Annotated in this window: 20 protein-coding genes and 4 tRNA genes; 10 read left to right on the forward strand and 14 right to left on the reverse strand. The window is 40.8% G+C overall.

Annotation, left to right across the window (positions count from 1 at the left end; all coding sequences use genetic code 11):
* Positions 1-11 precede the first annotated feature (11 nt).
* The 5 genes from MKL33_RS10925 to MKL33_RS10945 form a co-directional block, all read right to left on the reverse strand.
* Complete coding sequence (locus tag MKL33_RS10925; protein ID WP_270906944.1) at positions 12-1397, reverse strand: outer membrane protein transport protein; 1386 nt, start codon at positions 1395-1397, stop codon at positions 12-14.
* Between the two features lie 161 nt (positions 1398-1558).
* Positions 1559-2605, reverse strand: coding sequence for an AbrB family transcriptional regulator (locus tag MKL33_RS10930; RefSeq protein WP_161283008.1), 1047 nt, complete (start codon positions 2603-2605; stop codon positions 1559-1561).
* 49 nt (positions 2606-2654) lie between these two features.
* A complete protein-coding gene (locus MKL33_RS10935) occupies positions 2655-4154 on the reverse strand; it encodes a tripartite tricarboxylate transporter permease (protein ID WP_000382837.1) in 1500 nt (499 codons plus the stop codon).
* 12 nt (positions 4155-4166) lie between these two features.
* Complete coding sequence (locus tag MKL33_RS10940) at positions 4167-4613, reverse strand: tripartite tricarboxylate transporter TctB family protein (RefSeq protein WP_005803309.1); 447 nt, start codon at positions 4611-4613, stop codon at positions 4167-4169.
* Positions 4614-4667: 54 nt separating this feature from the next.
* Positions 4668-5720: a Bug family tripartite tricarboxylate transporter substrate binding protein gene (locus MKL33_RS10945; protein WP_017387502.1), complete on the reverse strand. Its 1053-nt coding sequence runs from the start codon at positions 5718-5720 to the stop codon at positions 4668-4670.
* A 794-nt stretch (positions 5721-6514) separates the two neighbouring features.
* Here MKL33_RS10945 and MKL33_RS10950 point away from each other — a divergent pair.
* The 6 genes from MKL33_RS10950 (at position 6515) to tcuB (ending at position 13613) form a co-directional block, all read left to right on the forward strand.
* The gene (locus tag MKL33_RS10950) at positions 6515-7444 is read left to right on the forward strand and encodes a LysR family transcriptional regulator (RefSeq protein ID WP_005071169.1); all 930 of its coding nucleotides are present in this window, start codon (positions 6515-6517) and stop codon (positions 7442-7444) included.
* Between the two features lie 277 nt (positions 7445-7721).
* Positions 7722-9032, forward strand: a complete 1311-nt coding sequence (locus MKL33_RS10955; RefSeq protein WP_270906945.1) for an MFS transporter — start codon at positions 7722-7724, stop codon at positions 9030-9032.
* Between the two features lie 91 nt (positions 9033-9123).
* Entirely contained in the window at positions 9124-9918 is a 795-nt protein-coding gene (locus MKL33_RS10960) for a substrate-binding domain-containing protein (protein WP_270906946.1), read from the forward strand.
* Positions 9919-10050: 132 nt separating this feature from the next.
* On the forward strand, positions 10051-10980 hold the full coding sequence (locus MKL33_RS10965) for a LysR family transcriptional regulator (protein ID WP_126645699.1): 930 nt from the start codon (positions 10051-10053) through the stop codon (positions 10978-10980).
* Positions 10981-11083: 103 nt separating this feature from the next.
* On the forward strand, positions 11084-12490 hold the full coding sequence (tcuA, locus tag MKL33_RS10970) for an FAD-dependent tricarballylate dehydrogenase TcuA (RefSeq protein WP_000543960.1): 1407 nt from the start codon (positions 11084-11086) through the stop codon (positions 12488-12490).
* Entirely contained in the window at positions 12480-13613 is a 1134-nt protein-coding gene (gene tcuB, locus MKL33_RS10975; RefSeq protein WP_270906947.1) for a tricarballylate utilization 4Fe-4S protein TcuB, read from the forward strand. Before tcuA ends, tcuB begins: the two co-directional genes overlap by 11 nt.
* Positions 13614-13691: 78 nt before the next feature.
* Here the strand turns inward: tcuB and MKL33_RS10980 are convergent, their stop codons facing one another.
* Positions 13692-14225 (reverse strand): HPP family protein, encoded by a 534-nt coding sequence (locus MKL33_RS10980; RefSeq protein ID WP_068557111.1) that lies wholly within the window; start codon positions 14223-14225, stop codon positions 13692-13694.
* A 98-nt stretch (positions 14226-14323) separates the two neighbouring features.
* On the opposite strand from MKL33_RS10980, the gene MKL33_RS10985 reads away from it, so the two are divergent.
* A complete protein-coding gene (locus tag MKL33_RS10985; RefSeq protein ID WP_270906948.1) occupies positions 14324-14872 on the forward strand; it encodes a TetR/AcrR family transcriptional regulator in 549 nt (182 codons plus the stop codon).
* Between the two features lie 14 nt (positions 14873-14886).
* On the forward strand, positions 14887-15546 hold the full coding sequence (locus MKL33_RS10990) for a VOC family protein (protein ID WP_270906949.1): 660 nt from the start codon (positions 14887-14889) through the stop codon (positions 15544-15546).
* A gap of 85 nt (positions 15547-15631) precedes the next feature.
* On the opposite strand, the gene MKL33_RS10995 is transcribed toward MKL33_RS10990, so the two are convergent.
* The 3 genes from MKL33_RS10995 to MKL33_RS11005 form a co-directional block, all read right to left on the reverse strand.
* Entirely contained in the window at positions 15632-16861 is a 1230-nt protein-coding gene (locus MKL33_RS10995) for a CaiB/BaiF CoA transferase family protein (protein WP_270906950.1), read from the reverse strand.
* 51 nt (positions 16862-16912) lie between these two features.
* Positions 16913-18235 (reverse strand): MFS transporter, encoded by a 1323-nt coding sequence (locus MKL33_RS11000; protein WP_270906951.1) that lies wholly within the window; start codon positions 18233-18235, stop codon positions 16913-16915.
* 227 nt (positions 18236-18462) lie between these two features.
* A complete protein-coding gene (locus MKL33_RS11005) occupies positions 18463-19683 on the reverse strand; it encodes an acyl-CoA dehydrogenase (protein WP_005071193.1) in 1221 nt (406 codons plus the stop codon).
* Between the two features lie 245 nt (positions 19684-19928).
* Here MKL33_RS11005 and MKL33_RS11010 point away from each other — a divergent pair, with 245 nt between their 5' ends.
* On the forward strand, positions 19929-20876 hold the full coding sequence (locus MKL33_RS11010; protein WP_270906952.1) for a LysR substrate-binding domain-containing protein: 948 nt from the start codon (positions 19929-19931) through the stop codon (positions 20874-20876).
* A 105-nt stretch (positions 20877-20981) separates the two neighbouring features.
* Here the strand turns inward: MKL33_RS11010 and MKL33_RS11015 are convergent, their stop codons facing one another.
* Positions 20982-22157, reverse strand: a complete 1176-nt coding sequence (locus tag MKL33_RS11015; protein ID WP_270906953.1) for a zinc-binding dehydrogenase — start codon at positions 22155-22157, stop codon at positions 20982-20984.
* Between the two features lie 400 nt (positions 22158-22557).
* Between MKL33_RS11015 and add the strand changes: the two genes are divergently transcribed.
* Complete coding sequence (add, locus tag MKL33_RS11020; RefSeq protein WP_270906954.1) at positions 22558-23553, forward strand: adenosine deaminase; 996 nt, start codon at positions 22558-22560, stop codon at positions 23551-23553.
* A 226-nt stretch (positions 23554-23779) separates the two neighbouring features.
* Here the strand turns inward: add and MKL33_RS11025 are convergent.
* The 4 genes from MKL33_RS11025 to MKL33_RS11040 form a co-directional block, all read right to left on the reverse strand.
* Positions 23780-23856: transfer RNA gene (locus MKL33_RS11025), tRNA-Pro, on the reverse strand.
* A 4-nt stretch (positions 23857-23860) separates the two neighbouring features.
* Positions 23861-23936 (reverse strand) — tRNA-His (locus tag MKL33_RS11030).
* 33 nt (positions 23937-23969) lie between these two features.
* A tRNA-Arg gene (locus MKL33_RS11035) sits at positions 23970-24046 on the reverse strand.
* A gap of 56 nt (positions 24047-24102) precedes the next feature.
* Positions 24103-24179: transfer RNA gene (locus MKL33_RS11040), tRNA-Pro, on the reverse strand.
* Positions 24180-24247: the final 68 nt, after the last annotated feature.

A 24247-nucleotide genomic window follows, 5' to 3' on the forward strand; every position in this document is an offset into this window, starting at 1 on the left:
TTTTGTATTGTTTAGAATTTATATCCAATTTTTAAGCCATAGCTGACTGAGTGGTTATCCTTAAACTCACCTACATAATAGTCACTACCCGCCTGTGCGCCAAGCTGAGCTTTTGCATCGCCTAACCAGTAATACTTCACGCCACCAGAAATAAAGTATTGCGATGTCGGGCTATATTGAGCACCCACGCCCAAGTTGTAATATCCCTTGCTTGGGCCACCCGTTGACACTTTATCACCTGCTCCCGAGTCCCATCCAACCGACACAGAGCCTAACCATTTAGGTGAAAAGCGTTGTCCAACCCCTAAATTTAAAGACCATTGGTCATCATAATAACGAACCAAATTAAAACCTTCCGCACGGCTTGGCGTTGATAGTACGCCAACAACTTTTGAGATCTCACCAAAGCGATAAGGTTGCAAAGCAAGATCACTCCAATTTACCCAGCGTAAACTAACAAACAGTAACGTTCCCTGACGAAGTCCGGTCTGGAACTCTAAATTCACTGAATCAGGAGATTTAAATTTTGTTGTACCTGTATCTTCTTGTTCTGGCAAATTGGCAATAATCTGATTTAAGTAAGCTTTCTTTTGTGGAGTCATCTGACCAATAGAAATCATGTAGTCTAGATGCTGATTAACTAAATCACGACCTTGTTGAGTGCTTAACATATCAATGAGTGGGGCATTTTCAGTCGCGTTTAGTTTGTGAGTAATGGCTGAACGGTAGGTTAATGAGACTTTCACAGCTTTTTCCGGAATCTGGTAGGCAAGCCCTGCTAACCATCCCAAGTCACCTACAGTTTTGGTGTGAAAGTCATAGCCGTTGTAAAGACTAAATACATTACCCCTTAATTCAACCTGACTTTTAAAGGTTTGATAGACTGGCCCCGCATAAAGATTCCAGTTTTTTGTGGGTTGATACCCCAAAATAAAGCTTAAATTTTGTATATCAAATTCTGATTTTGCATTTCCTGTAGGAGCCTGACCAGAAGTAGCATTGGCAAGTCCTGCTGTTGTAATACTGGGTAACATAACCGTGTCTTTTGGCGTTGCGACAAAGCCATTTAGGCCTGAATATTCTGTGTCGGCACCAAATGGTTGATCATACAGCAAGCCAAATGAATACTGCGGTGCCAACTGTAATTTTAAAGCCGCAGTCGGCCGATAATCTGTATTGGCAATATCGAAAATTGACTGATGTGAAGGGTTTGTGCCCGACTCTACACCACTTAAATCGGTATCTGTGATTCCTAAACTTGCTTCAAAATAGTTACCCGGTTGTAAAAATGCCGCTACAGACTGCCCTGTTTTATCAAATGCAGCCGCATGTAAGGTGCTTGTGCAAATTGAAGTTATTCCTAAGATCAATATTTTTTTATTCACAACAAAACTCATGGATCCATCCTGGATATTTTTTATTTTGATTCCTCACTTTATGTAGATTTGAATGCTTCTGCTTAGCTCCAAACGCCAATGATTTGACCGTAGATGCCATATTGGAAAGTTATGGTTTGTATAACGGTAAGCACAACAAAGTTTTTATATTAAAAAAGCTCTTACTTTTTAGATTTAAAAAACCATTGCAAACTGTATTGATAAAAAAAGCGTGTAGTGAGAATTACGAAAATTAATCTTGAGAGTTGAAAGGAAACGACGATCGGTACTGCGAGTCCGAGAGCTTTAGCCATCAGTGACATTTCTGCAATACCTCCGGGTGAAAGGCCTAAAATCAAGATTTGTTTTTCTGTATGACTTAAATTAACCAGTAATAAAGCAACGCTTATTGATAGCACTAAAGCTAGTAAATTGAATATCAGTGTGATTCCAATAAATTTTTTATTTTTCCTTAAAAAGCTAAATGGAAACTTGCTACCTAATGACCAACCAATACAGACTTGACCAAAGGCAGTAAACCATTCAGGCAATTTCATCTGAAGTATTCCACAAAATGACAATAACCCAATAATGGCAAGTGGCCCCAAAATCCAAGCATTCAAAAGATTAAAGAATTGAAAAACCTTACCCACAAACAGAGCTAGACAAAACAGTAAGATGACCTGAAAAAAGTTAAATTGATCCGACACTGGTATCTTTAAACCAGTCCATTCGACATGAAAATAAAGCTCCATAAAAATTGGAACCAGCACAACCAAAATCACAATTCTTAGGCTATGAGCGGCAACGACTTTATCGACTTGAGCTTGGTAGCGCTCTGCAATATTCACCATTTCACTGGCACTACCAATGGCCGAAGAAAACCATGCAGTAGCCCAATCCAAAGTATTAACTCGATATTGCAATCCAGCCAGCAATGTACCCAACACAAGTGACCATGCCAAACCTATGAGGATAAAGCCCCAATATGCTGCCACTGCCTGTACCAAAGCTGGTGAAAAGTATAGGCCTAAAGCCATACCAATAATGACCTGCCCTATGCGTCGCCACTGGGGATCACAGGCAAGTGAATGACCAACACTACCGAACAATAAGGCCGTCAATAAAGGTCCAAGCAACCAAGGCAAGGGAATATGCAAATATTTGGCAATTAAAGCTCCGACCAGAGCAATTGCTAATCCTTTGAGATTTGAGCTTATTTTTTCCATAATTCAGAGCAATAATAGCCAACCAATGCTGACTACTATTGCTGTCCTATTAAGCTTGCTGTTTTTTGATAAACAAGTATTTACGAACGATTGGCAAGATCAATAATAATCCTGACATGATCCAAAGTCCTATACTAATGTTACTGCTCCATAAGACATCAAGTTCCCCTTGAGAAATTGAAAGTGCACGGCGCAGATTCGATTCCATTAATTCGCCAAGTACAAAACCAAGAATCAGTGGAGCTAAGGGAAAATCAAATTTTCTGAGAATATATCCACATACACCTAAGCCCATACATAACAGCAAGTCAAAGATATTGCTATGAATAGCATACACACCAACAAAACTCACACTTGCGATGATCGGAATCAGAATGTAATTAGGAATACTCAGCATGCGGGCAAAGAAGCCTACCAATGGCAAGTTTAATACCAACAGAATGATATTACCTACCATAAGCGATGCAATCAGCGACCACACCAATACAGGTTGTTGAACAAATAACTGCGGACCTGGTGCAATATTGTACATAAGCAACGCGCCCATCATGACCGCAGTCGTCCCCGAGCCCGGCACACCGAGTGTCAACATAGGTACAAATGAACCACAAGCGGCTGCGTTATTCGCACTTTCTGGTGCAGCAAGCCCACGTAAGTCACCTTTACCAAACTTGCTACTATCTTTTGCCATTTTTCGTTCAGTGGTATAGGCCATCGCACTTGCAACGGTTGCACCTGCTCCTGGAAGAATACCCAAGAAGAAACCAATCACTGAACTGCGGATAATAGCAACCAACGAGAAAAAGAACTCTTTAAGATTAAAAAGAGAACGCTTTCCTTGTTTTAAGGCAACTTGACCAATTGTCGTACGTTCGAGCATTAATAGGATTTCGCTTACACTAAATAGGCCAATAACCAAAGTAGTAAAAGCAATACCGTCACTTAAACCCACACTGTTAAAGGTAAAGCGATATACACCTGTAATTGCATCCATTCCCACAGTTGAAAGTGCTAGGCCCATGAGTGCCATAATTAAGGTTTTAAAAGGCTGCGTACTGACCAGACCAGTTAAACAAACAATTGCAAAGACCATCAAAGCAAAATATTCAGCAGGACCAAATGCAATTGCCCATTTCGCCAATATAGGTGCAAACAATACAATCCCAATAAAGGCAACAGTACTTCCAACAAAGGAACTGACCGATGACAAAGACAATGCAATTCCTGCCTTACCTTGCTGTGCCAATGGATAACCATCTAACGTGGTCATAATGGCTCCAGCATCTCCGGGTACGTTTAACAGAATCGCTGAAATACGTCCGCCATATTCACACCCCAAATACACTGCTGCCAATAAAATCAAGGCGCTATCTACAGGTAAACCTAAAGCGTAAGCAAACGGCAATAAAATTGCCACACCATTAATTGGACCTAAACCCGGTAATAAGCCAACAATCGTTCCAATAAATGCGCCAATCAAAGCAATTAAAAGATTCTGTGGTTGTAAAGCAACCTCAAACCCCATCATTAAAAAACTTAATACATCCATATCGGGTCATCCTTAACCAAAAAATCCAAGTGGTAATGGCACATCCAAGAAACGGTCAAACATATAGTAGGTACTCATGCTAAGTACCAAACCTGTCACCAAAACCGGTATGGTTTTGCCATGGAAAAGTTTGCCCACTGCAATGGTCATTAATAGGGTTGCAACAATAAAGCCGAGCCATTCAAAAACTAATGCATATAGCGTTAAAGCCACCGCACATAACGCTAACTTAACGACTAGATGTTTTGTCCATCCCAATTCCACGGGTTCAAACATAATGGCCGGTCGAATAGTGAGATACGCTGCACTCGCTGTAATTAAGCCCATTAATAAAATAGGAAAAGCTTTAGGACCCACTGGATCGTAGGAAATTGGGGCTTCAAAATTGCTCGCATAAATCAACAAAAATAACCCACAAACCGTAATAATGGCGGTAAGAATCCGTTCAGATTTCATCATCTATCCTCAGAAAAAAACTGAGCTGAAAAATAGCTTCTCAACCCAGTCGATTTGTTATTGTGATAATTTATATTCTTGCGATAACTGCCGCATTTCCGCGGTCTGTTTATAAACATAAGCTTTGAGTTCTTCACCTGTCAGCTGAAATGGGAGTAGATCCTGATTTTCACGGACTGCGTCAAATTTCTGGTTAGCCATCATTTTATCGAAGGCATTTTTCCACCAACCATAAGCTTCATCACTGACCTTTGGCCCCATATAGAAACCACGGATCACCGGCCACTCAATGTCATAGCCTTGCTCTTTTGCAGTAGGTAATTTTGAGAACTTCCCATCTAAACGCTTGTTAGCAAAAACTGCCAATACCCGAATATCACCAGACTCTAGGTATGAACTCACTTCACTAATATTGCCGACCCCAACTTGAATATGCTGCCCAAGTAATGAAGTCAGCACTTCCCCACCGCCTTCAAGTGCAACAAATCTTAAATCGGCAGGACTAATACCTGCTTTTTTTGCCAACATTGCTGTTTGCATCCAGTCTTGACCACCCACACTTCCGGCACCACCAAAGCTAAGTGCTTTTGGGTTTTCTCGGAGTGCTTTCATCAAGTCATCAAGGTTTTTCAATGGTGAGTCTTTATGTACCGAAACCAAACCATAATCGACGGCGACCCCAGACAACCATTTCACATCTTTTTCAGTGAAGTGTCCGAATTTTCCTTGTGCTAAGTTCAAGAGTGAACCAGTGGAAAATGCAACCACGGCATTATTATTCGCAGGATCACTGTTTACAATTTTGTTATAGGCTACGGCACCTACCCCACCCGGCATATAGGTTACACGTATTGGATCTTTGAGCTGGTCTGTTTGTTTAAAGCCAGATTGGATTAATTTACAGGTCATATCAAACCCACCACCCGGCTTGGCTGGTGCTATACATTCTGGGCGTTTTGGCTGCCCCGCCTCTTTAGAAGCATTTCCTGAACCACACCCAGCTATTGTCACACTGACGCATGTTAATGCGAGTAAAGTTAAATTTTTCATGTTACATACATCCTTATAACGTTTTGCTCTATTCATATTTTGATTTTTACCAATCTCCATAATCGACCTCCTTGGCACGATCATGCTTATTGGTTTTTAGTTTTGGTCTTATGTTTTGAAATGCGCTTTTTCACAGCGAATTTCAGTAATGCAGCGTTACTATAAAAATTACGAATCAATCGACTGAAAGAAATAGCTAAGTAGAGGGAAAGTTAGGACAATCACCAGATCTATAATGAGAATTAAAACCTTTGCAGAAATATCTAAAAATGCTTCGGTTAAAGAATACTGATGAATAACAATAAGATAGTAAAAACGTAATCTATTGAGTTGTCTTTTGCATATCCATGCTATGGGTAACGTTAATATTCAAATAAATAAAACTGTTTACCCAATCTTCCCTTCTGATCAAATGAGCTAAATACTCATATATTTTTCCAATAGTTATTTAATCAGTTACTCTTCTTCATAATTTGAAAATCCATCATATTTTTTAATGCATCATGCATTTAATGTGCTCCTTTTTTCATTTGAAAAGATTAAAGCACAGATCAAGAAAACATCGTGATACCAATAAATTAAAGGGGGCATTAGTAAAATTAAATAGGTTAAAACTCTAAGAAAAGAGCATGGGAGAGACTGAAAATTTAAGGGTAAATTTATCGTAATAATAAATAAAAGTTAGAGGAGAAATTTTAATATTAAAGTTGAAAAAGATCGTTTTTATTGTTTTTAGAATATCAAATTAAAGATCTTTTTTATGGATTGCTGTTAATATTAAAGCACATGATAGATTTCCCAATCCTTCATATCTGTACAAATTAAATCAAGGATGATGAGCGAACACATTTATTATGGAAATCAAACAAATAAAGTATTTTTTGACTGTGGTTGAAGCAGGTAGTATTGGTAAAGCCGCCCAAAAACTTGATGTGGGTGCTTCTGCTATTAGCCAGCAAATTAGTAAATTAGAACAAGAGCTAAGCATTCGCCTATTACAGCGTAATGCCTTTGGTGTAACCCCTACTCCAGCAGGTCTCGCCTTTTTAAAACATTCTCAACTTATTTTACGTCAAGTGAACTTCGCGGTAGATGCTGCTCATTCTGCACGACTGTCTGGACATGTCAGCCTTGGCTTTCCACCGACCATTACTGCTTTGATTGGCATCCCTTTAATGAAACTAATGTCTGAACGTTACCCAGATATTCGTTTAGAAATTGTGGAAACGCTATCGGGTAATCTAATTCAGTCTATTAACTCGCGTCAGCTCGATATCGCCATTATTTTTACCAATGAAATTGATAAACAGTGGTCGATTCAACCCTTGGTACGCGAGCAAATGTATTTAATGGCACGAAAGGAAGTTCTAGAAGAATATGGTCTTGCCGATTGCATCAAAAGTGGTGTGATTCAGTCTCAACAAATTGGAGACCTTCCTTTAGTATTACCACGCCAGCGCCATAGTTTAAGAAAGTTGCTTGAGCACAAGATTGGTCAGCTTAATGTCGTCTATGAAATTGATGGCCTACACTTACTTATGGACAGTCTAATTCACCTCGACCTTGCCAGTGTCCGCCCAGGTAGCGCTTGTCTACAAGAGTACAAACATAAGCTTCAATTACTCAAGTTAGTAGACCCTGAAGTTGAACGAATCAATTACTTGGTAAGCCTTGCCGAAGAAGAATTATCACCTGCTGCACTTGCCGCAAAGTCAGCCATTAAGGCTTGCGTGAAAGATTTGATTCAAAACCAGATTTGGCCATGTTCTGAAATTATTTTATAAAGAGTCATTAATTTTATTAAATACCTAATTAATTTTGCCCTCTCACTCCCTCCTGCTTTTTGAGATTACATTTTCGTCCGAATGATAAGTGGTTTTCCGCTTGTCGAAATATAGATGTGTAGTTTGAACTGGAAACAAGGCATCACATTTTCTGCAAAGGACCTCGCTAAATCTCATTTCTAACCCATTTGCTCTTTAGATTTATTGATTGAATCAATTTAGGTCCAGCCTCGAAAATCGTGAATGTTTCCATTTTGTCAGGCCAAGGAGGTCTCCAATGGATGTCGTGAATAACCGTAGGGCTACTTTAAAAAAAATATTAAATGTAACGAGTGGCAACTTTTTAGAGCAGTACGACTTTTTTCTTTTTGGTTTCTATGCCACTTATATCGCGGCAAAATTTTTCCACTCTGAAAATGAATATGTCTCTTTAATGATGACATTTACCGTATTTGCTGCGGGCTTTCTTATGCGTCCTCTCGGCGCTATTTTCTTGGGCGCTTATGTGGACAGAGTTGGTCGACGTAAGGGTCTTATTGTTACTTTAAGTCTTATGGCCATCGGAACCATCTTAATTACCTTTGTACCAGGTTATGAAACCATAGGTATTATTGCGCCGATTTTGGTGGTGATTGGACGTCTATTACAAGGCTTCTCGGCAGGTGTTGAATCTGGCGGTGTTTCTATTTATCTAGCAGAGATTGCAACGGATAAAAATCGAGGATTTATCACAAGCTGGCAGTCTGGCAGCCAACAAGTTGCTGTTGTGTTTGCCGCATTACTTGGCTACTGGCTCAACACCATCTTAACTACGGCTCAAGTAGGTGAATGGGGCTGGCGTATTCCGTTCTTAATCGGTTGTTTGATTATTCCTTTAATCTTCTTGTTCCGTCGTACTTTAGAGGAAACTGAAGACTTTAAATCGCAAAAGACCCATCCTTCAACAAAAGAAATTTTTAGCACACTGGCGAGCAACTGGCGCATCGTACTTGCAGGCATGATGATGAGTGCAATGACGACCACCACTTTCTACTTTATTACGGTTTACACCACAGTGTATGCAAAACGTACTTTAGAAATGTCAGTAACAGACAGCCTTTTAGCAACAGTGTTTGTTGGTTTGTCTAATTTCTTCTGGTTACCAATGGGTGGTTTGCTTTCAGACAAAATTGGTCGCCGTCCAGTACTAGTCGGTATTACCACACTTGCTCTCTTTACAAGTTATCCGGTTTTAAGTTGGTTAGTGAGCAACATTAGTTTCTCAAACCTTCTAATTACGCTTGCTTACTTCTCGTTCTTCTTTGGTATGTACAACGGAACCATGGTCGCAACGCTTGCAGAAGTGATGCCGAAACGTGTACGTACAGTTGGTTTCTCTTTAGCGTTCAGCCTTGCAGCCGCTATTTTTGGTGGTATGACACCAATGGCTTGTACCTTCCTTGTCGAAAACACAGGCAACCCAAGTACCCCTGCTTTCTGGCTCATGCTTGCTGCGGTCTGTAGCCTCATCTCAAGCTTGTATCTATGCCGCGGTTCTAAACAGAAAAATACTGACGCGATTGCTGAACCTGCAAAAATTAGCGCTTAAAACAACAACGACTTAACCTGAAATTTTAATGAACAGTACGGCAGATCTTAAATCTCCGTACTGTGTTCTCCTGTCATTAAAGCGAGATATTATGAAAAAGTCCCCTATCTTCATGACCATTTGCCTAGCTGGTGCTAGCTTAGGCTCAACTCTTGCTAACGCAGATACAATCGAAGTGATTAGCTCAGGCGGTTTTTATTCATCTATGGAAAAACTCATTCCATTATTTGAAAAACAAACAGGCCATACCGTGCATCTCTCGTCTGGTTCATCAATGGGTGCATCACCAACTGCAATTCCAAATCGACTCGATCGTGGTGAACGTTTTGACGTGGTGGTCTTGGCTGCTCCTGAACTCAACAAGCTCGCAGAAAAGGGTTATGTAGAACCCAATTCACAAAGTCCTTTAGTCAATTCAAGCATCGGCATGGCTGTGCCTAAAGGTGCACCAAAGCCAGATATTAGTTCTGCAGAAAAATTTGAAAAAGTTTTATTAAATGCCAAGCACATCGGCTATTCAGCAAGTGCGAGCGGTACGCATCTTGAAAAAGATGTTTTCCCAAGCTTCCCGCCTGTCGAGTACAAAGTAATTTCGAGTAAGGCAGAAAAAGTGGTAGGCGACCGCGTTGCAAAACGTATCGCCGAAGGCCAGTTTGATATTGGTTTCCAGCAAATTAGTGAAATCAAACCTTTTACTGGCAAATATGGTCAAGTTGAATTAGTCGGCCCAATCCCTGCACCTTATCAAAAAGTGACGGTATTTGCGGCAGGCATTGGTAAAAACTCGGAACATGCAAAAGTCGCAAAAGAGTTAATTAAATTTGTGAAATCGCCACAAGCAACACAAATTATTGAAGAACAGGGTCTTGAGCAGGTTAAAGAATAAAAGCTCTAAAAGGCAACATCTTGAGGTGGTGTTGCCTTTTCTCTTTTAGTGGTTTACTCAAAGCAATAGAACAAAAACTATAGCAATAAACCAGTGTAGAATTAATCCATAAAGGTTAATGTAGTATTTGCCGTGGAACTCAAACAATTAAAGTATTTTATTGCAGTGATCGAGTCAGGAAGCTTGGGTAAAGCTGCAAAAAATCTCGATATTGGAACTTCTGCATTAAGCCAGCAAATCTCAAAATTAGAAAGCGAGCTTTCTATTCGCCTTTTACAACGTACCGCTTTGGGTACGGTTCCCACCCCTGCGGGCTTAGCTTTTTTTCAACAAGTGCAACTGGCACTTAGACACCTAGACCATGCCGTAGACTCTGCGCACTCCTCACGTTTAAGTGGCCACGTCACCGTCGGTTTTTCGCCGAGTGTTGCAGCAGTTATTGGCACGCACTTTTTAAAACTCATGAGAAATCGTTACCCCGACATTAAAGTCCGTTTAATCGAAGGCTTATCGGGTGACCTCAAAGCCTTGGTTAATGCAAGGCAGCTCGATGTTGCCATCATCTTTAGTGATGATGTTGACCCACAGTGGGCCATACAACCTTTAGTCAAAGAACAGATGTTTTTAATCTCACCTAAAGAAGTGCTGAGTCAGTACGGGCTTGAAAACTGTATAGACACTCAGACCATTAATCATTCACAGCTTAAAGAACTTCCTCTGATTTTACCAAGTCAACGACATGGACTGCGTTTATTGCTCGAACAGAAAATTCACCAACTTAAAGTGGCATATGAAATTGATGGACTGCATTTGTTAATGGAAAGCATTAACCAACTTGAAATGGCAACCATCCAACCTGCGGGTGCATCGTTAAACTCGCGGCAAGACCTATGTTTACTGCGTGTTGTAGAACCTGCCATTGAACGCATTAACTATTTAATTAGTCTTTCTGAAGAAGAACTCTCGCCTGCCACCTTAGCCACGAAAGTGGTGATTCGCGCTTGTGTAACTAACTTGATTAATGAAAAACGCTGGCCCGGTGCGGAGCTCATAAACACTTAAGCCATTAGTGTTTATTTTTACTAAACACCCATTCAAGACTAGCCTCTCACTTCATCTTTCCTTTTAAAGCTACATTAGCCCTAGCTGAGAAAGGGAGAAATCCATGCATGATGTGATTGTAATTGGTGGTGGGAATGCCGCACTGTGTGCCGCGCTCACGGCAAAAGAAAGTGGCGCGTCTGTGCTTGTCATAGAAGCAGCACCTAAAGAATGGCGTGGTGGTAACTCACAACACACTCGTAACCTTCGCTGCATGCATGACGCTCCTCAAGACGTATTGGTCGATGCCTACCCCGAAGAAGAATATTGGCAAGACCTACTTAAAGTGACTGCAGGCAAAACCAATGAGCACTTAGCCCGTCTGGTCATTCGTAGCACTGCAACCTGCCGCGACTGGATGCGTAAACATGGGGTGAATTTTCAGCCGCCACTATCGGGTGCTTTACATGTTGCACGTACTAATGCTTTTTTTATGGGTGGTGGTAAAGCCCTCATTAATGCGTATTACCGTAGTGCCCAAGAGCTTGGTATCGAAATTTTATACAACACAAAAATTAAAGATCTAAAGTTAAATCAAGGACATTTTGAAGCTGCAATTGCTGAAGATGGCCGTGTGTTTAAAGCAAAAAGCTGTGTATTGGCCGCAGGTGGTTTTGAATCAAATTTGGAGTGGCTAAGAGAAGCATGGGGACAAAATGAAAACGGCGAATGGCCTGCCGATAATTTCATTATTCGTGGTACCCGCTTTAATCAAGGCAACTTGCTTAAATTTATGATAGATCAAGGTGCCGATATTATTGGTGACCCATCGCAATCGCACTGTGTCGCCGTAGATGCACGCGCACCGTTATATGACGGTGGTATTTGTACTCGTATTGACTGCGTTTCCTTGGGAATTGTGGTCAATAACAAAGCCGAACGTTTTTATGATGAAGGCGAAGATTTCTGGCCAAAACGTTATGCGATTTGGGGCCGTCTTGTTGCCAAACAGCCACAGCAAATTGCTTATTCGATTATTGATTCAAAAGCCATTGGTCGTTTTATGCCACCTGTATTTGCTGGTGTAAAAGCAAATAGCATTCAAGAATTAGCCGAAAAAATCGGGCTAGATGCCAAAACCTTATGCCATACCGTAGAAGAATTTAATCAAGCCTGTGTGCAAGGCACCTTTAACCATACTGTTTTAGATGACTGCACCACCGAAAATATTGTTCCCAACAAAACCCACTGGGCCGTTCCTCTCGATCAACCACCCTTCTATGCCTATGCCCTTAAACCCGGCATTACCTTTACCTATTTAGGCTTAAAAGTAGAAGACGATGCTGCTGTGCGTTTTAACAATAAGCCAAGCCGCAACCTATTTGTCGCAGGTGAAATGATGGCAGGTAATGTACTTGGTCAGGGCTATACCGCAGGTGTCGGCATGTCGATCGGAACGACATTTGGGCGAATTGCCGGAAAAAATGCCGCCCACTATGCACTTTCGCAAGGAGTTGAACATGAATGCTAATAGCAAAGCCCTAATTCCAGTTGTTCAGCTCTCTGACCATGAGCAAGAAGTTCAAAGAGCTCTACAGATTTGTAATGCTTGTCGCTACTGTGAGTCTTTTTGCGCTGTATTTGCGGCCATGACCAAACTTCTTGAGTTTAATCAAGCCGATATTCATTACCTCGCAAACCTTTGCCATAACTGTGGTGCGTGTTTACACGCTTGCCAATATGCCCCACCGCATGAGTTTGGGGTAAACATTCCAAAAGCGATGGCACAAGTACGTTTAGAAACTTACCAAGAGTTTGCTACGCCGCAGCCTTTAGGTCGACTTTATAAATCTGTGGGTATTCCTTTTGTCTCAGCTTTAACACTTATTTTCTTTTTTTGCATGTTAGCCGTAGTGTGGTACAAAGGCACCGACCTGTTTGCAGGCTATCAAGGTAATTTCTATGCGATTTTCCCGCATAACTTTTTAGCCCTACTTTTTGGAGCGACCTTTACAGTTGCAATTGTTTTACTCGGCATTGGAATTAGCAAATTCTGGCGACAAACTTCTAAAGTCATTCATGGCAAAGTTGAGAAACCCGATCTGGTTCAAGCTACCCAAAACGTATTAACACTTAAATATTTAGATGGTGGACATGGCAAAGGCTGTAATGAGCAAGATGACCGTTACACACAAATCCGCCGTGTGTTCCATCACCTAACTTTTTATGGCTTTATGCTCTGCTTTGCAGCTACAGGTGTAGCGACTTTATATCACTATTTTCTTGACCTACATGCACCTTATCCTTACCTAAGCTTGCCTGTGATTTTAGGCACTTTAGGTGGAATTGGCTTAGTTGTCGGGCCTGCTGGCTTACTCTATTTAAATCTTAAACGTCATCCGTTGCATGGTGACCGTGAGCAAAAACCTGTAGATCGAGGCTTTATTTTCCTTCTACTTATCGTTAGTGCTTCAGGGCTAGCACTTATGGCATTTCGTAACACCCCTTACATGGCACTTTTACTGATTTTCCATTTAGCCACTGTCATGACCTTCTTTATTACCATGCCATTTGGAAAGTTCGCACATGGTTTTTACCGCAACGCTTCTTTACTCAAATTTGCCATCGAAGAACGTATTTCGAAGAAGTCATAAGTTCATTCAAAAGTATTCACTATCTTGGCATAGTGAATACTTTCATTATTTTTAAGCTCAAAACACTTCATACCTTTCCTACTTTTTACTATTTAAAATTCCCAAGCCATACATTGGCCACTTCGTACTCGCTTTAATATTATTAATGAGCATCGCCACTAAAACTAAAGACACTGCACCGACCAAAACAGGGAAAATTAAGAAACTCCACTCGTAATGTATGCTGCTTGCGGTGAGCAAAATAACCAAAGGATTAGCTCCAGCAGGTGGATGAACACATTTAAAAACCTGCATGAGCGCAATGGCACAGCCCACGGAAAAAGCAATTGTAAAAATGGAAACGCCGACAAATTTTAGAAAAAACAAACCTACAAAAGCTGAAATAAGATGTCCAAATATAATATTTCTCGGCTGTGCCAAAGGTGACTGCGACACGGTATAGAGCAATACACAGGTCGCACCAAACGGCGCCATGATAAAGATATTATGTGTGAGCTTACTCAGCCACAGAAGTATAAAAATACTGACCGTCCCCCCAACAAGACTTCTTAAAATATCAATTTTATTGGGCGATGGTGCCAGTTTTTCTTTGCCATAAAAGATCGAGAACATGATTTTTATTCCTGAGACAGAAGTTGCTTTTTAAAAAGCATATAGATAAAATTTCAAATAGTACAGATCTGTACTATTTTATTTTTTGGAAAAGACACATGTCAAAATCTGCCTTAAAAATATTAGATACAGCCGAGAAGTTATTTAATGAAAATAGTTTTGTCGGGGTTGGTGTTGACCTGATTCGGGATGAATCTGGCTGCTCTAAAACCACCATGTACACGTACTATAAAAATAAAAATCAACTGGTTAAGTCTGTGCTCGTTGCACGTGATGAACGGTTTAAGCAAAGCCTTCTAGGTTATGTTGGAGATGCAACAGGGTTAGAAGCCATCAATAAGATTCTGGATTGGCACACTAACTGGTTTAGACAAGATTTTTTTAAAGGCTGTTTATTTGTAAGAGCTGTCGCAGAATCTAACCAAGATGATCAAGACATTATTTCTATTTCTAAAGCCCATAAACAATGGATTAAAGAGCTCATAGCCGCAAACTGTAATATGCCAAATGGTGAAGCTTTATCTGAGCTGATCTATACGGTGATTGAAGGACTCATTAGCCGCTTTTTAGTCGATGGTTTCGATGAAACACTTGCGATAAACATGAAAAATTCGATTAATCAAATATTTAATATTCATAAACATTAGCATGAGAACTTAAAATGGAAGTGGACCATATTTTTATTTGTGTACAATCAGGCGCTCCCGAAGCTGAAACTTTAAAAAAATTCGGTCTAACAGAAGGTTCATCCAACAAGCACCCGGGTCAAGGTACCGAAAACAGACGCTTTTTCTTTAAAAACAGTTTTATCGAGTTAATCTTTTTAAATAATCCAGAAGAAGCCTCAAGCGATCTCACCAAACCAACTCTGCTTTTTGAACGACTCAGTGCTCAAGATAATATCGCATCCCCTTTTGGAATTTGCTTTAGACCTAAAAATAAAGATGATAACGGCGCAAAATTTCCTAATTGGGTTTACAAGCCAAGCTATTTACCAGCCAGCTTAGAAGTAAATGTTGCCAAAGACTCTGTTGTATCTGAACCGATGTGGTTCTTCCTTTCATTTGCTTCACGACCAGACCTTGCTGTAAAAGACAAACAACAACCACTTGTGCATAGCAAAGATTTATCAGAGATCACCGCGATTAAGGTTTCTATTCCAAACCTTGAGCAGCATCCTACTTCGTTACTGTTCAATACACTTGATGATTTTGAAGTGACTGATGGATCGGAACACTTAATGGAAATTAGTTTTGATCATGAACCTCAAGGAATGATTCATGATTTCAGACCAGAACTGCCGCTTATTTTTAAATATTAAGAGTCTTATTTTTTAATAATAAAACTGTGATTTATGGCAAATCACAGTTTTATTTAAATTGAATCACATTAAAAACGGCAATAGCTTAAGCGATCTTCCCATCAATAATGCCTTTCTCTTTTAACGTAGCCAGTTCTTCTGCTGTTTTAAATCTGGATAAGATTTGAGCCGTATGCTCACCAAGCTCTGGTGGTGCATGATGATATTCAACTGGAGTATCAGACATTTTGATTGGTGAACCAATCGTTTGAAAGTTTTCATTTAAACGATGAGGAATATTGACCACCAAATTGCGATGGACGATTTGTGGTTCAGCCAAAGCATCTTCAATAGAGTTGATAACACCTACGGGTACTTTAAGCGCGTGAATCATGTCGACCCATTCTTTAGCAGTTTTCTGTAAAAAGTGCTCCGACAATAAAGGAATCAGTTCATTTCGATATTTGACACGGTCTTGGTTGCGCACAAACTTTTCATTTTCGAGTAGCTCTGAATAACCAATCGCAATACACAAATCTTTAAACTGTTTGTCGTTACCGCAAGCAATAATAAATTCTTTATCTTTAGCCTTAAAAGTTTGATATGGCACAATACTTGGGTGTTGATTACCCATGCGCTGTGGGGCTTTACCCGAAGCTAAATAGTTCATTCCCTGATTTGCCAGTGCCGCGACCTGTACATCTAACAAAGACATATCAATATACTGACCACGCCCTGTGTGCGAACGTGCAATCAAGGCAGCTTGAATGGCAATGGTGGAATACAATCCAGTTTGAATATCTACAACAGCCACGCCAACCTTTTGCGCACCACCACCTGCCACATCATCAGGCTCGCCGGTAATACTCATTAAGCCGGACATACCCTGAATAATAAAATCATAACCGGGTTCTTCTGCACGTAGGCCATCTTGTCCAAAACCAGTAATCGAGCAATAAACAATATTTGGGTTTAGCTCACTTAATGACGCGTAGTCCAAACCATATTTAGCCAAAGACCCTGTCTTATAATTTTCAATGACGACATCCGCAGTCTTGGCGATTTCATAAATTAAGGCCTGACCTTCGGATGTAGTTATGTCTACCGCAACTGAATATTTATTGCGATTCGTACACTGAAAATAACCAGATTCACGGGTCATGTTTCCGTCTTGATCGGGCATCCATGGTGGACCCCACATACGGGTGTCATCACCTACTCGAGGACGTTCAATTTTAATGACTTCCGCGCCAAGGTCTGCCAAGATTTGCCCACACCAAGGCCCCGCAAGCACACGACTTAAATCTAAAACCCGAATTCCTTGTAATGCACCCATAACGATACCCTTATCTTTTAGAAGGCACTCAACGCACCTTCTTTTCATTGTTTATGATTGTCTTTGTGGATCGTACTGACGATCTTTAATAAATAAGCCCGGCAATACACCCGCAACAAAATACGCAGCGCCCATCACAATAAAGGCCATGGTAAAAGTTCCACCCGATGCTAAGAAACCAATGGTAGCTGGTGCAATAGCAGCCCCGACACGACCAATGTTATAAGCACCGCCAATGGCTGTTCCGCGCACATCGGTTGAAAAACTTTCAGCCATATAGGTCGCGTTCACACCGTATGGTATGCCGTATAAGAAGCCAAAAGTGATCAATAAATACAAAATATTGTCAGGGGTATTGAAGAAAATAATGATTGGCAAGAACACGGCGCTGGCTATTGTTCCAAACACAAAAACAGCACGGCGGTTAAATTTATCTGCAAGATAACCCGCTAAAATTTTGCCTAAAATCATTGCTGTATATGAACCCACCATATAACTGGTTAAGTTTTTAAAGTTCATATGCACTTCTGTTTCTAAATAACTTGGCATCCAGTTGTTAATGCCGTAATAACCAAACTGTAAGAAGAATGCTGTGGTCATCCACAACAAAAACATCTTACGGTGCTTAAAATTATTAAAAATTTGCTTATAGATACTGCCACTTTTCGGCTTTTCAGCCACCACTCTTTCTTTAGGTTGTCTATTGCCTTGCAAGCTTTCAATTTTGGTGAGCTGCCAAGATTTTGGCTCTGGTACAAATCGTTGCAGGAAAATATTAACAAAAGCAGGCACCACGGTCAGGAAGAATAAAACACGCCAGCCATGATCTGGAATAATTGCGCCAGCTAAGAGTGTCGCTGCAATATAACCTACGGTCTGACCCGTCTGTAGCGTGCCCAAGACCGTTGTCCGGTACGTGGTTGGCACATATTCAGCCATTAAGGTATTACAAGCCATATAGAGTGCTCCGATTCCTAAAGCACCAATAAAACGTAGAGCCATAAATTGCTCGAAGCTTTGCGTAAAGCCTAACAAACAAGTCGCTACCGAAAAGAAGGTTACCGAGTTGGCAATGGTCCGTACGCGACCAAACTTATCACATGCCCAACCACCCAAAATACCGCCAATACCCATACCCGCCAAAGAAGCACTGCCTAAGGCACCCGCTTGAAAGGTACTTAAACCAAACTCTGCCTTTAAACTGGTCAAGCTATAAGACAGCAGCATAATATCTATGCCATCGACCACCATTGCAAAATAGGCAAATAACAACGCCCATTTCCATGTATGAGGGCCAATCTTTTCATATGTTCCAAGGTTATTTGGAAATGTGGTTCTTAACTCTTTCGATATTACTTGAACGTCATTGTTCATCTTTAGTTCCTCATTTTCCCAAATGAGTCATCGGTAGCTTACTTATGTTTTCTGTATGACTTAATCTTCTATACTTTTCATCATCTTACATTTAGTTTTAAGTACACAGAGGTACATCTTCACATGAGTATCCTTACGATGAATCTTGTCATTTTCCATAAATTTTTGCGTAAAAATCCCTAAAGGTGCTCTCGAAAGAACACCTCGATCTGTTAAAAATGAATGAGTTAGTTACTAAATGCGGCTATGCCTGTTTGTGCACGACCTAAAATCAAGGCATGAACATCATGTGTGCCTTCATAGGTATTTACGACTTCAAGGTTAACCAAATGACGTGCTACGCCAAACTCGTCGCTAATCCCATTTCCACCCATCATGTCACGCGCCATACGAGCGATATCAAGCGCCTTTCCACAGTTATTACGCTTAATTAGAGATGTGCCTTCAACTGACGCAATGCCTTCATCTTTCATACGGCCAAAACGTAAAGCTACTTGCAAGCCTAATGCAATTTCAGTTTGCATATCTGCGAGTTTCTTTTGAATCAACTGATTTGCAGCCAACGGACGACCAAATTGTTTACGGTCCATGGTGTATTGATGTGCGGTATGCCAGCAGAACTCGGCAGCCCCCATCGCGCCCCATGCAATACCATAACGCGCACTGTTTAAACAGGTAAATGGACCTTTTAAACCTCGAATTTCAGGGAATGCATTTTCTTCAGGTACAAAAACGTTATCCATTACAATTTCACCTGTAATTGAGGCACGTAAACCGACCTTGCCATGAATGGCAGGTGCAGATAGACCTTCCCAGCCCTTTTCTAAAATAAAGCCGCGAATATCGCCAACATTACCTTCAGCAGAAACTTCTTTTGCCCAAACGACAAATACATCGGCAATTGGACTATTGGTAATCCACATTTTTGCGCCACTTAAACGGTAACCACCGTCAACTTTTTTAGCACGTGTAATCATACTGCCCGGATCTGAACCATGGTCAGGTTCGGTCAAACCGAAACAACCAATGTATTCACCCGTAGCTAGTTTAGGTAAGTACTTCTGCTTTTGCTCTTCGGTACCAAATTCATGGATCGGAACCATGACCAATGAGCTTTGCACACTCGCCATAGAGCGGTAACCCGAATCGACATATTCAATTTCACGCGCAACCAAACCATAACTCACATAGTTCAAACCTGCGCCGCCATATTGCTCAGGAATGGTTGGACCCAGTAAGCCGAGCTCTCCCATTTCACGGAAAATAGATGGATCTGTTGTTTCATGACGAAATTGTTCAAGTACACGGGGTTGCAAACGTTCTTGGCAATAGGCATGAGCAGCATCACGAATCATGCGCTCATCTTCGGTAAGCTGTTGCTCAATTAAAAATGGGTCTTGCCAGTTAAATTGAACTTTTGCTTTTTTTGTTGTCACCATGTGATTCATCGCATCCTCTGCTTGATTTGATCTTCTTTATTTAACTCGATGTTATGCGTGAAAAATGCAGTAATCAAACGATAAATGTTCATGCAGATATGCGACTTACGCATATTTAAAATAAGATGCATTAAATTTAGATATTTAATTCGTTGTATTTCATTAAAAATGGCTTATTTTTATACTAAACTCTGCTCTCTGCATTTAGGTCATATGCTGTTTTGAAATATGACGACAAATAAAAGGATTTATTTATGCGAAGAAGTATCCCATCCATTCAGGGCCTGATTTGCTTTGAAAGTGCAGCAAAACATCTAAGTTATACCTATGCTGCGCAAGAGTTATGTATTACCCAAAGTGCAGTCTCGCGCCAAATTCAGCAGTTAGAAGATTTCTTGGGCGTTGAACTCTTTATACGTACTCGGCATGGTGTTGAACTCACCATTGCAGGTCAGCAGTATTTTAAAAGCATTAAACCTTACTTGTTAGGACTAGAGAAATGTACAGCCGATGTGATTTCTCATAAAGGTTTAGGTGGCACACTAAAGTTAGGTGTAGTACCTACCTTTGCAACGCGCTGGTTGTTACCCAAGCTTCATCTTTTAAATCAAAAACACCCTGAAATTACGGTTCACTTAGAAACCAGTACCAAGCCCTTTTTATTTAATGACAATATTTTTGACGCTGCTATTTTTGCAGGTACGCAGCAGCAAATTGATCACTGGCCCGGCATACAAGCACATTATTTAATGGATGAAGAAATTGTACCCGTGTGCTCGCCGAGACTCATCGAAAAGTATTTTCCAGATGCTGTAATGATTAATGAAAATACCTATGATTTAAGCTCTGAAGATTTACTGAAAACCCCCCTACTTCAACAAACCACTCGGCCTAGCATTTGGCAAGAATGGTTTCTAACCCATCAGATGCAACACCCGAAGCCTTTTGATGGACAGCGCCATGAGTTATTTTCAATGCTTGCGGTTGCTGCCAGTCATGACATGGGAATGGCTCTAATTCCGCAAATGTTGATTGAGTCTGAACTACAAAAAAAGGAACTGGTGATTGTTTCCAATAAAAAATTAAAAGGTAGCCGAAAGTATTACCTTATTCATTCGAGCCAAGACATCTCACCGACTATTCAAAAATTTGTTGAGTGGATTTACCAAGAACTAGAACAACTAAAGACCAATACGCATTAGCTCAGCAACTTTGATTTGTGCCACATATTGCGATCTATAAAAATAAAAAAAGATTGTGATTAGTGAGATCACAACCTTTTTAGTTGAGCATAAATGACTTTGAAATTAATGACTCATTAATTGAATATCTGAACCGCTACGTTTTGGGTCAATCAAGATTTTGGCATGCTGTTCAGGATCACGTAACGCTTCAAATGCATTAGTTACACCTTCTAGGCCAACAACACCCGTAATCAGTGGTGAACAGTTCACTTTCCCTTCTGCAATCATGTGTAGCGCATCTCTAAACTCAAGCGGTGTATAGCCCAACACAAACTGAATTTCTAACTCTTTATTAATTGCAAGTGCGGGTTCTATTTTGTCACTTTGCATGCACACGCCCACCCCAACAATTCGGGAAAATAAAGGTGCACCTTCAATAATTTGCTGCAAAACACCCGGTACGCCTACACACTCAAAAATAACAGGACGTTTTGGTAGAGCGCCTAATTTGTCAATCATGCGCCATCCATGCCACCACGGTAAGCGAGTTGCTTGCAACTTATCAAACAGCCCCATACCCATATTAATCGCATCTGATACATTGCCCAGTAAACCAAACTCTTTCCAGTTAGCAAATGGCGATGTCTCTTTCGGGTCTACCACAATATCTGCACCGCATTGTTCGGCAAGCTTACGACGGTTTGGAGAAAAGTCACTGGCAACTACGGTTTTAACCCCAGCTGCTTTAAGCATTAATATGACACCTAGCCCGACGGGACCACAGCCAATCACAATAGCAGGTTCACCAGTTTTCACACGACTACGGCGCACAGCATGCAATGCAACCGCCATCGGTTCAGTCATAGCAGCACTATCGGCATCTAGACCATTGGGTACTTCAAACATCAAGCTCGATTGAACCAATACTTGCTCGGCATAGCCACCCGAAGCATTTGGAGAAAGCCCTGTAGACAAATAACCGTGCTGATCTACATTTAAAAGAGGCATTGCACAAACAAGTGTATCGGCTTTAAATTTGTGACGTGTTTTTGGGCCGTAGTCTAAAACCTTGCCGCAGAAGTCATGTCCTAGTACAAACGGGTCTGTGGACTTCGCTAAACCATTAAACCCGACACGTGCAGCCAAATCATGCATGTGGTCGCAGTGATGCTGCATATGTAAATCTGAACCGCAGATTCCACATCGCACCACTTCCAATAAAACCTGCCCTTTTGCAGGCATTAAGTTCGGTTGGTCCACGACTTGCAATGTTGCTTGATGACAAAGTACCGACTTCATTTGAGCGCTTCCTATTTCTTCTTTTTCATTTACTTGCCAGAAATAGATTTCTACAGATAAATTAATCGCTTTATCAGTTTGGTCTTTAGCAAGCCTTTATTCATCTTTACAAGTAAAAGGCAAAATACCAATGACCATTCTTCAGCCAATCCACTCCTGAAGAGTCAACTAAACAGGCTCAGCGAAATTAAAAACAATAAAAATCTTGGTGCTTGTATCTTACACAGACTGCGTTGTCTTCTTAGACCAGAACAATGTCATCAAAATTAAAACTTATACAAATATAGTAAGTTCAAAAAACTCAACTCAACGCTTTTCACAAAAACATAGCAAATCCAAACTTTTATCAGCCGTCCTAAACAGGCATGATGAATTAATAGCAACAGATAAGAAGAAATTTATGATTACAAAAACGCTCCCGCTTACAGATATACACCGCCACCTTGATGGCAACATCCGCATTCAAACCATTTTAGACTTGGGGCAACAATACAATTTAGATTTACCTGCTTACGACATTGAATCTTTACGACCCCACGTACAAGTGATGGATAACCAACCAGACTTATTAAGTTTTTTATCGAAGCTCGATTGGGGTGTAAAAGTATTAGCGAGCCTAGATGCCTGTAAACGTATTGCTTTTGAAAACATGCAAGATGCAGCACAGCAAGGCATAGATTATGTAGAGCTGCGTTTTTCACCAGGTTATATGGGAATGACACATCAACTCCCCCTTGAGGGCGTTGTGGAAGCTGTGATTGCTGGAGTAAAAGAAGGTAGTCAGGCGTACGGCGTAAAAGCGAACCTAATTGGCATTATGAGCCGTACTTTTGGTCAAGAAGCCTGCGAAAAAGAATTAAATGCCCTACTTGCCCATAAAAATGATATTAATGCGTTGGATCTCGCTGGAGATGAGCTTGGTTTTCCGGGCAATTTATTTATTGATCACTTTAAAAAAGCACGTGATGCGGGTTGGCACATTACGGTACATGCAGGCGAAGCTGCTGGTCCAGAAAGTATTTGGCAAGCCATTGAAGAATTAGGTGCTGAACGAATTGGACATGGTGTTAAAGCAGTTCAAGATTTAAAACTTTTAGATTATTTGGCAAAACACCAGATTGGTATTGAATCTTGTCTCACCTCAAACATTCAAACTAATACAGTACCTTCTTTAGCAGAGCACCCATTAAAGACTTTTTTAGAACATGACGTACTTGCTACCATTAATACAGATGACCCTGCGGTAGAAGGCATTGAAATACAGCATGAATATTTAACTGCTGCCCCACTAGCAGGTTTAAGCCCTGAGCAAATTTATACAGCTCAAGAAAATGGTCTTAAAATCGCATTTTTATCAGAACAAGAAAAAGATGAGTTAAGGCAGAAATATCAATAACAGAGAACAGAGAACAGAGAACAGAGAACAGAGAACAGAGAACAGAGAACAGAGAACAGAGAACAGAGAACAGAGAACAGAGCTTATATAAAGAAGTTCAAAGATTGGAGTGTGTATGAATTAAAATTTAAATATATAAAAACAAAAAAATTCCTTCTACCTGTAAGACTAGAAGAAATTCTTTTCAATATTCGGGATATTTTCAAAGCTTGAACGCTTTTAAATATGGTCGGAGCAGTAGGATTCGAACCTACGACCCCCTGGTCCCAAACCAGGTGCACTACCAGGCTGTGCTATGCTCCGAAATTGGGGTGAATGACGGGATTCGAACCCGCGACAACTGGAATCACAATCCAGGGCTCTACCAACTGAGCTACATCCACCATCAAATAAGTTCTATGTACCAAGCTACCAAATGGCGCGCCTGACAGGATTCGAACCTGTGACCATCCGCTTAGAAGGCGGATGCTCTATCCAACTGAGCTACAGGCGCTTAACCGATGATGCTTATCATGCGATACTTCGCCGATCTTAAAATATTATTTTAAGTGGTCGGAGCAGTAGGATTCGAACCTACGACCCCCTGGTCCCAAACCAGGTGCACTACCAGGCTGTGCTATGCTCCGATCTATCTCAGCTTTTGCTGTATCGCACATCGTGCGGTACGGTGTGCATTCTAGGCGCGACGCCCTCA

The organism is Acinetobacter sp. AOR43_HL, assembly GCF_027854635.1.
Lineage (GTDB): Bacteria > Pseudomonadota > Gammaproteobacteria > Pseudomonadales > Moraxellaceae > Acinetobacter > Acinetobacter pittii.

Coding starts and splice junctions, on each gene's coding strand:
- MKL33_RS10925 (WP_270906944.1), bottom strand. CDS start 1,397: ATGAGTTTTGTTGTGAATAAAAAAATATTGATCTTAGGAATAACTTCA.
- MKL33_RS10930 (WP_161283008.1), bottom strand. CDS start 2,605: ATGGAAAAAATAAGCTCAAATCTCAAAGGATTAGCAATTGCTCTGGTC.
- MKL33_RS10935 (WP_000382837.1), bottom strand. CDS start 4,154: ATGGATGTATTAAGTTTTTTAATGATGGGGTTTGAGGTTGCTTTACAA.
- MKL33_RS10940 (WP_005803309.1), bottom strand. CDS start 4,613: ATGATGAAATCTGAACGGATTCTTACCGCCATTATTACGGTTTGTGGG.
- MKL33_RS10945 (WP_017387502.1), bottom strand. CDS start 5,720: ATGGAGATTGGTAAAAATCAAAATATGAATAGAGCAAAACGTTATAAG.
- MKL33_RS10950 (WP_005071169.1), top strand. CDS start 6,515: ATGGAAATCAAACAAATAAAGTATTTTTTGACTGTGGTTGAAGCAGGT.
- MKL33_RS10955 (WP_270906945.1), top strand. CDS start 7,722: ATGGATGTCGTGAATAACCGTAGGGCTACTTTAAAAAAAATATTAAAT.
- MKL33_RS10960 (WP_270906946.1), top strand. CDS start 9,124: ATGAAAAAGTCCCCTATCTTCATGACCATTTGCCTAGCTGGTGCTAGC.
- tcuA (WP_000543960.1), top strand. CDS start 11,084: ATGCATGATGTGATTGTAATTGGTGGTGGGAATGCCGCACTGTGTGCC.
- tcuB (WP_270906947.1), top strand. CDS start 12,480: ATGAATGCTAATAGCAAAGCCCTAATTCCAGTTGTTCAGCTCTCTGAC.
- MKL33_RS10980 (WP_068557111.1), bottom strand. CDS start 14,225: ATGTTCTCGATCTTTTATGGCAAAGAAAAACTGGCACCATCGCCCAAT.
- MKL33_RS10985 (WP_270906948.1), top strand. CDS start 14,324: ATGTCAAAATCTGCCTTAAAAATATTAGATACAGCCGAGAAGTTATTT.
- MKL33_RS10990 (WP_270906949.1), top strand. CDS start 14,887: ATGGAAGTGGACCATATTTTTATTTGTGTACAATCAGGCGCTCCCGAA.
- MKL33_RS10995 (WP_270906950.1), bottom strand. CDS start 16,861: ATGGGTGCATTACAAGGAATTCGGGTTTTAGATTTAAGTCGTGTGCTT.
- MKL33_RS11000 (WP_270906951.1), bottom strand. CDS start 18,235: ATGAACAATGACGTTCAAGTAATATCGAAAGAGTTAAGAACCACATTT.
- MKL33_RS11005 (WP_005071193.1), bottom strand. CDS start 19,683: ATGAATCACATGGTGACAACAAAAAAAGCAAAAGTTCAATTTAACTGG.
- MKL33_RS11010 (WP_270906952.1), top strand. CDS start 19,929: ATGCGAAGAAGTATCCCATCCATTCAGGGCCTGATTTGCTTTGAAAGT.
- MKL33_RS11015 (WP_270906953.1), bottom strand. CDS start 22,157: ATGAAGTCGGTACTTTGTCATCAAGCAACATTGCAAGTCGTGGACCAA.
- add (WP_270906954.1), top strand. CDS start 22,558: ATGATTACAAAAACGCTCCCGCTTACAGATATACACCGCCACCTTGAT.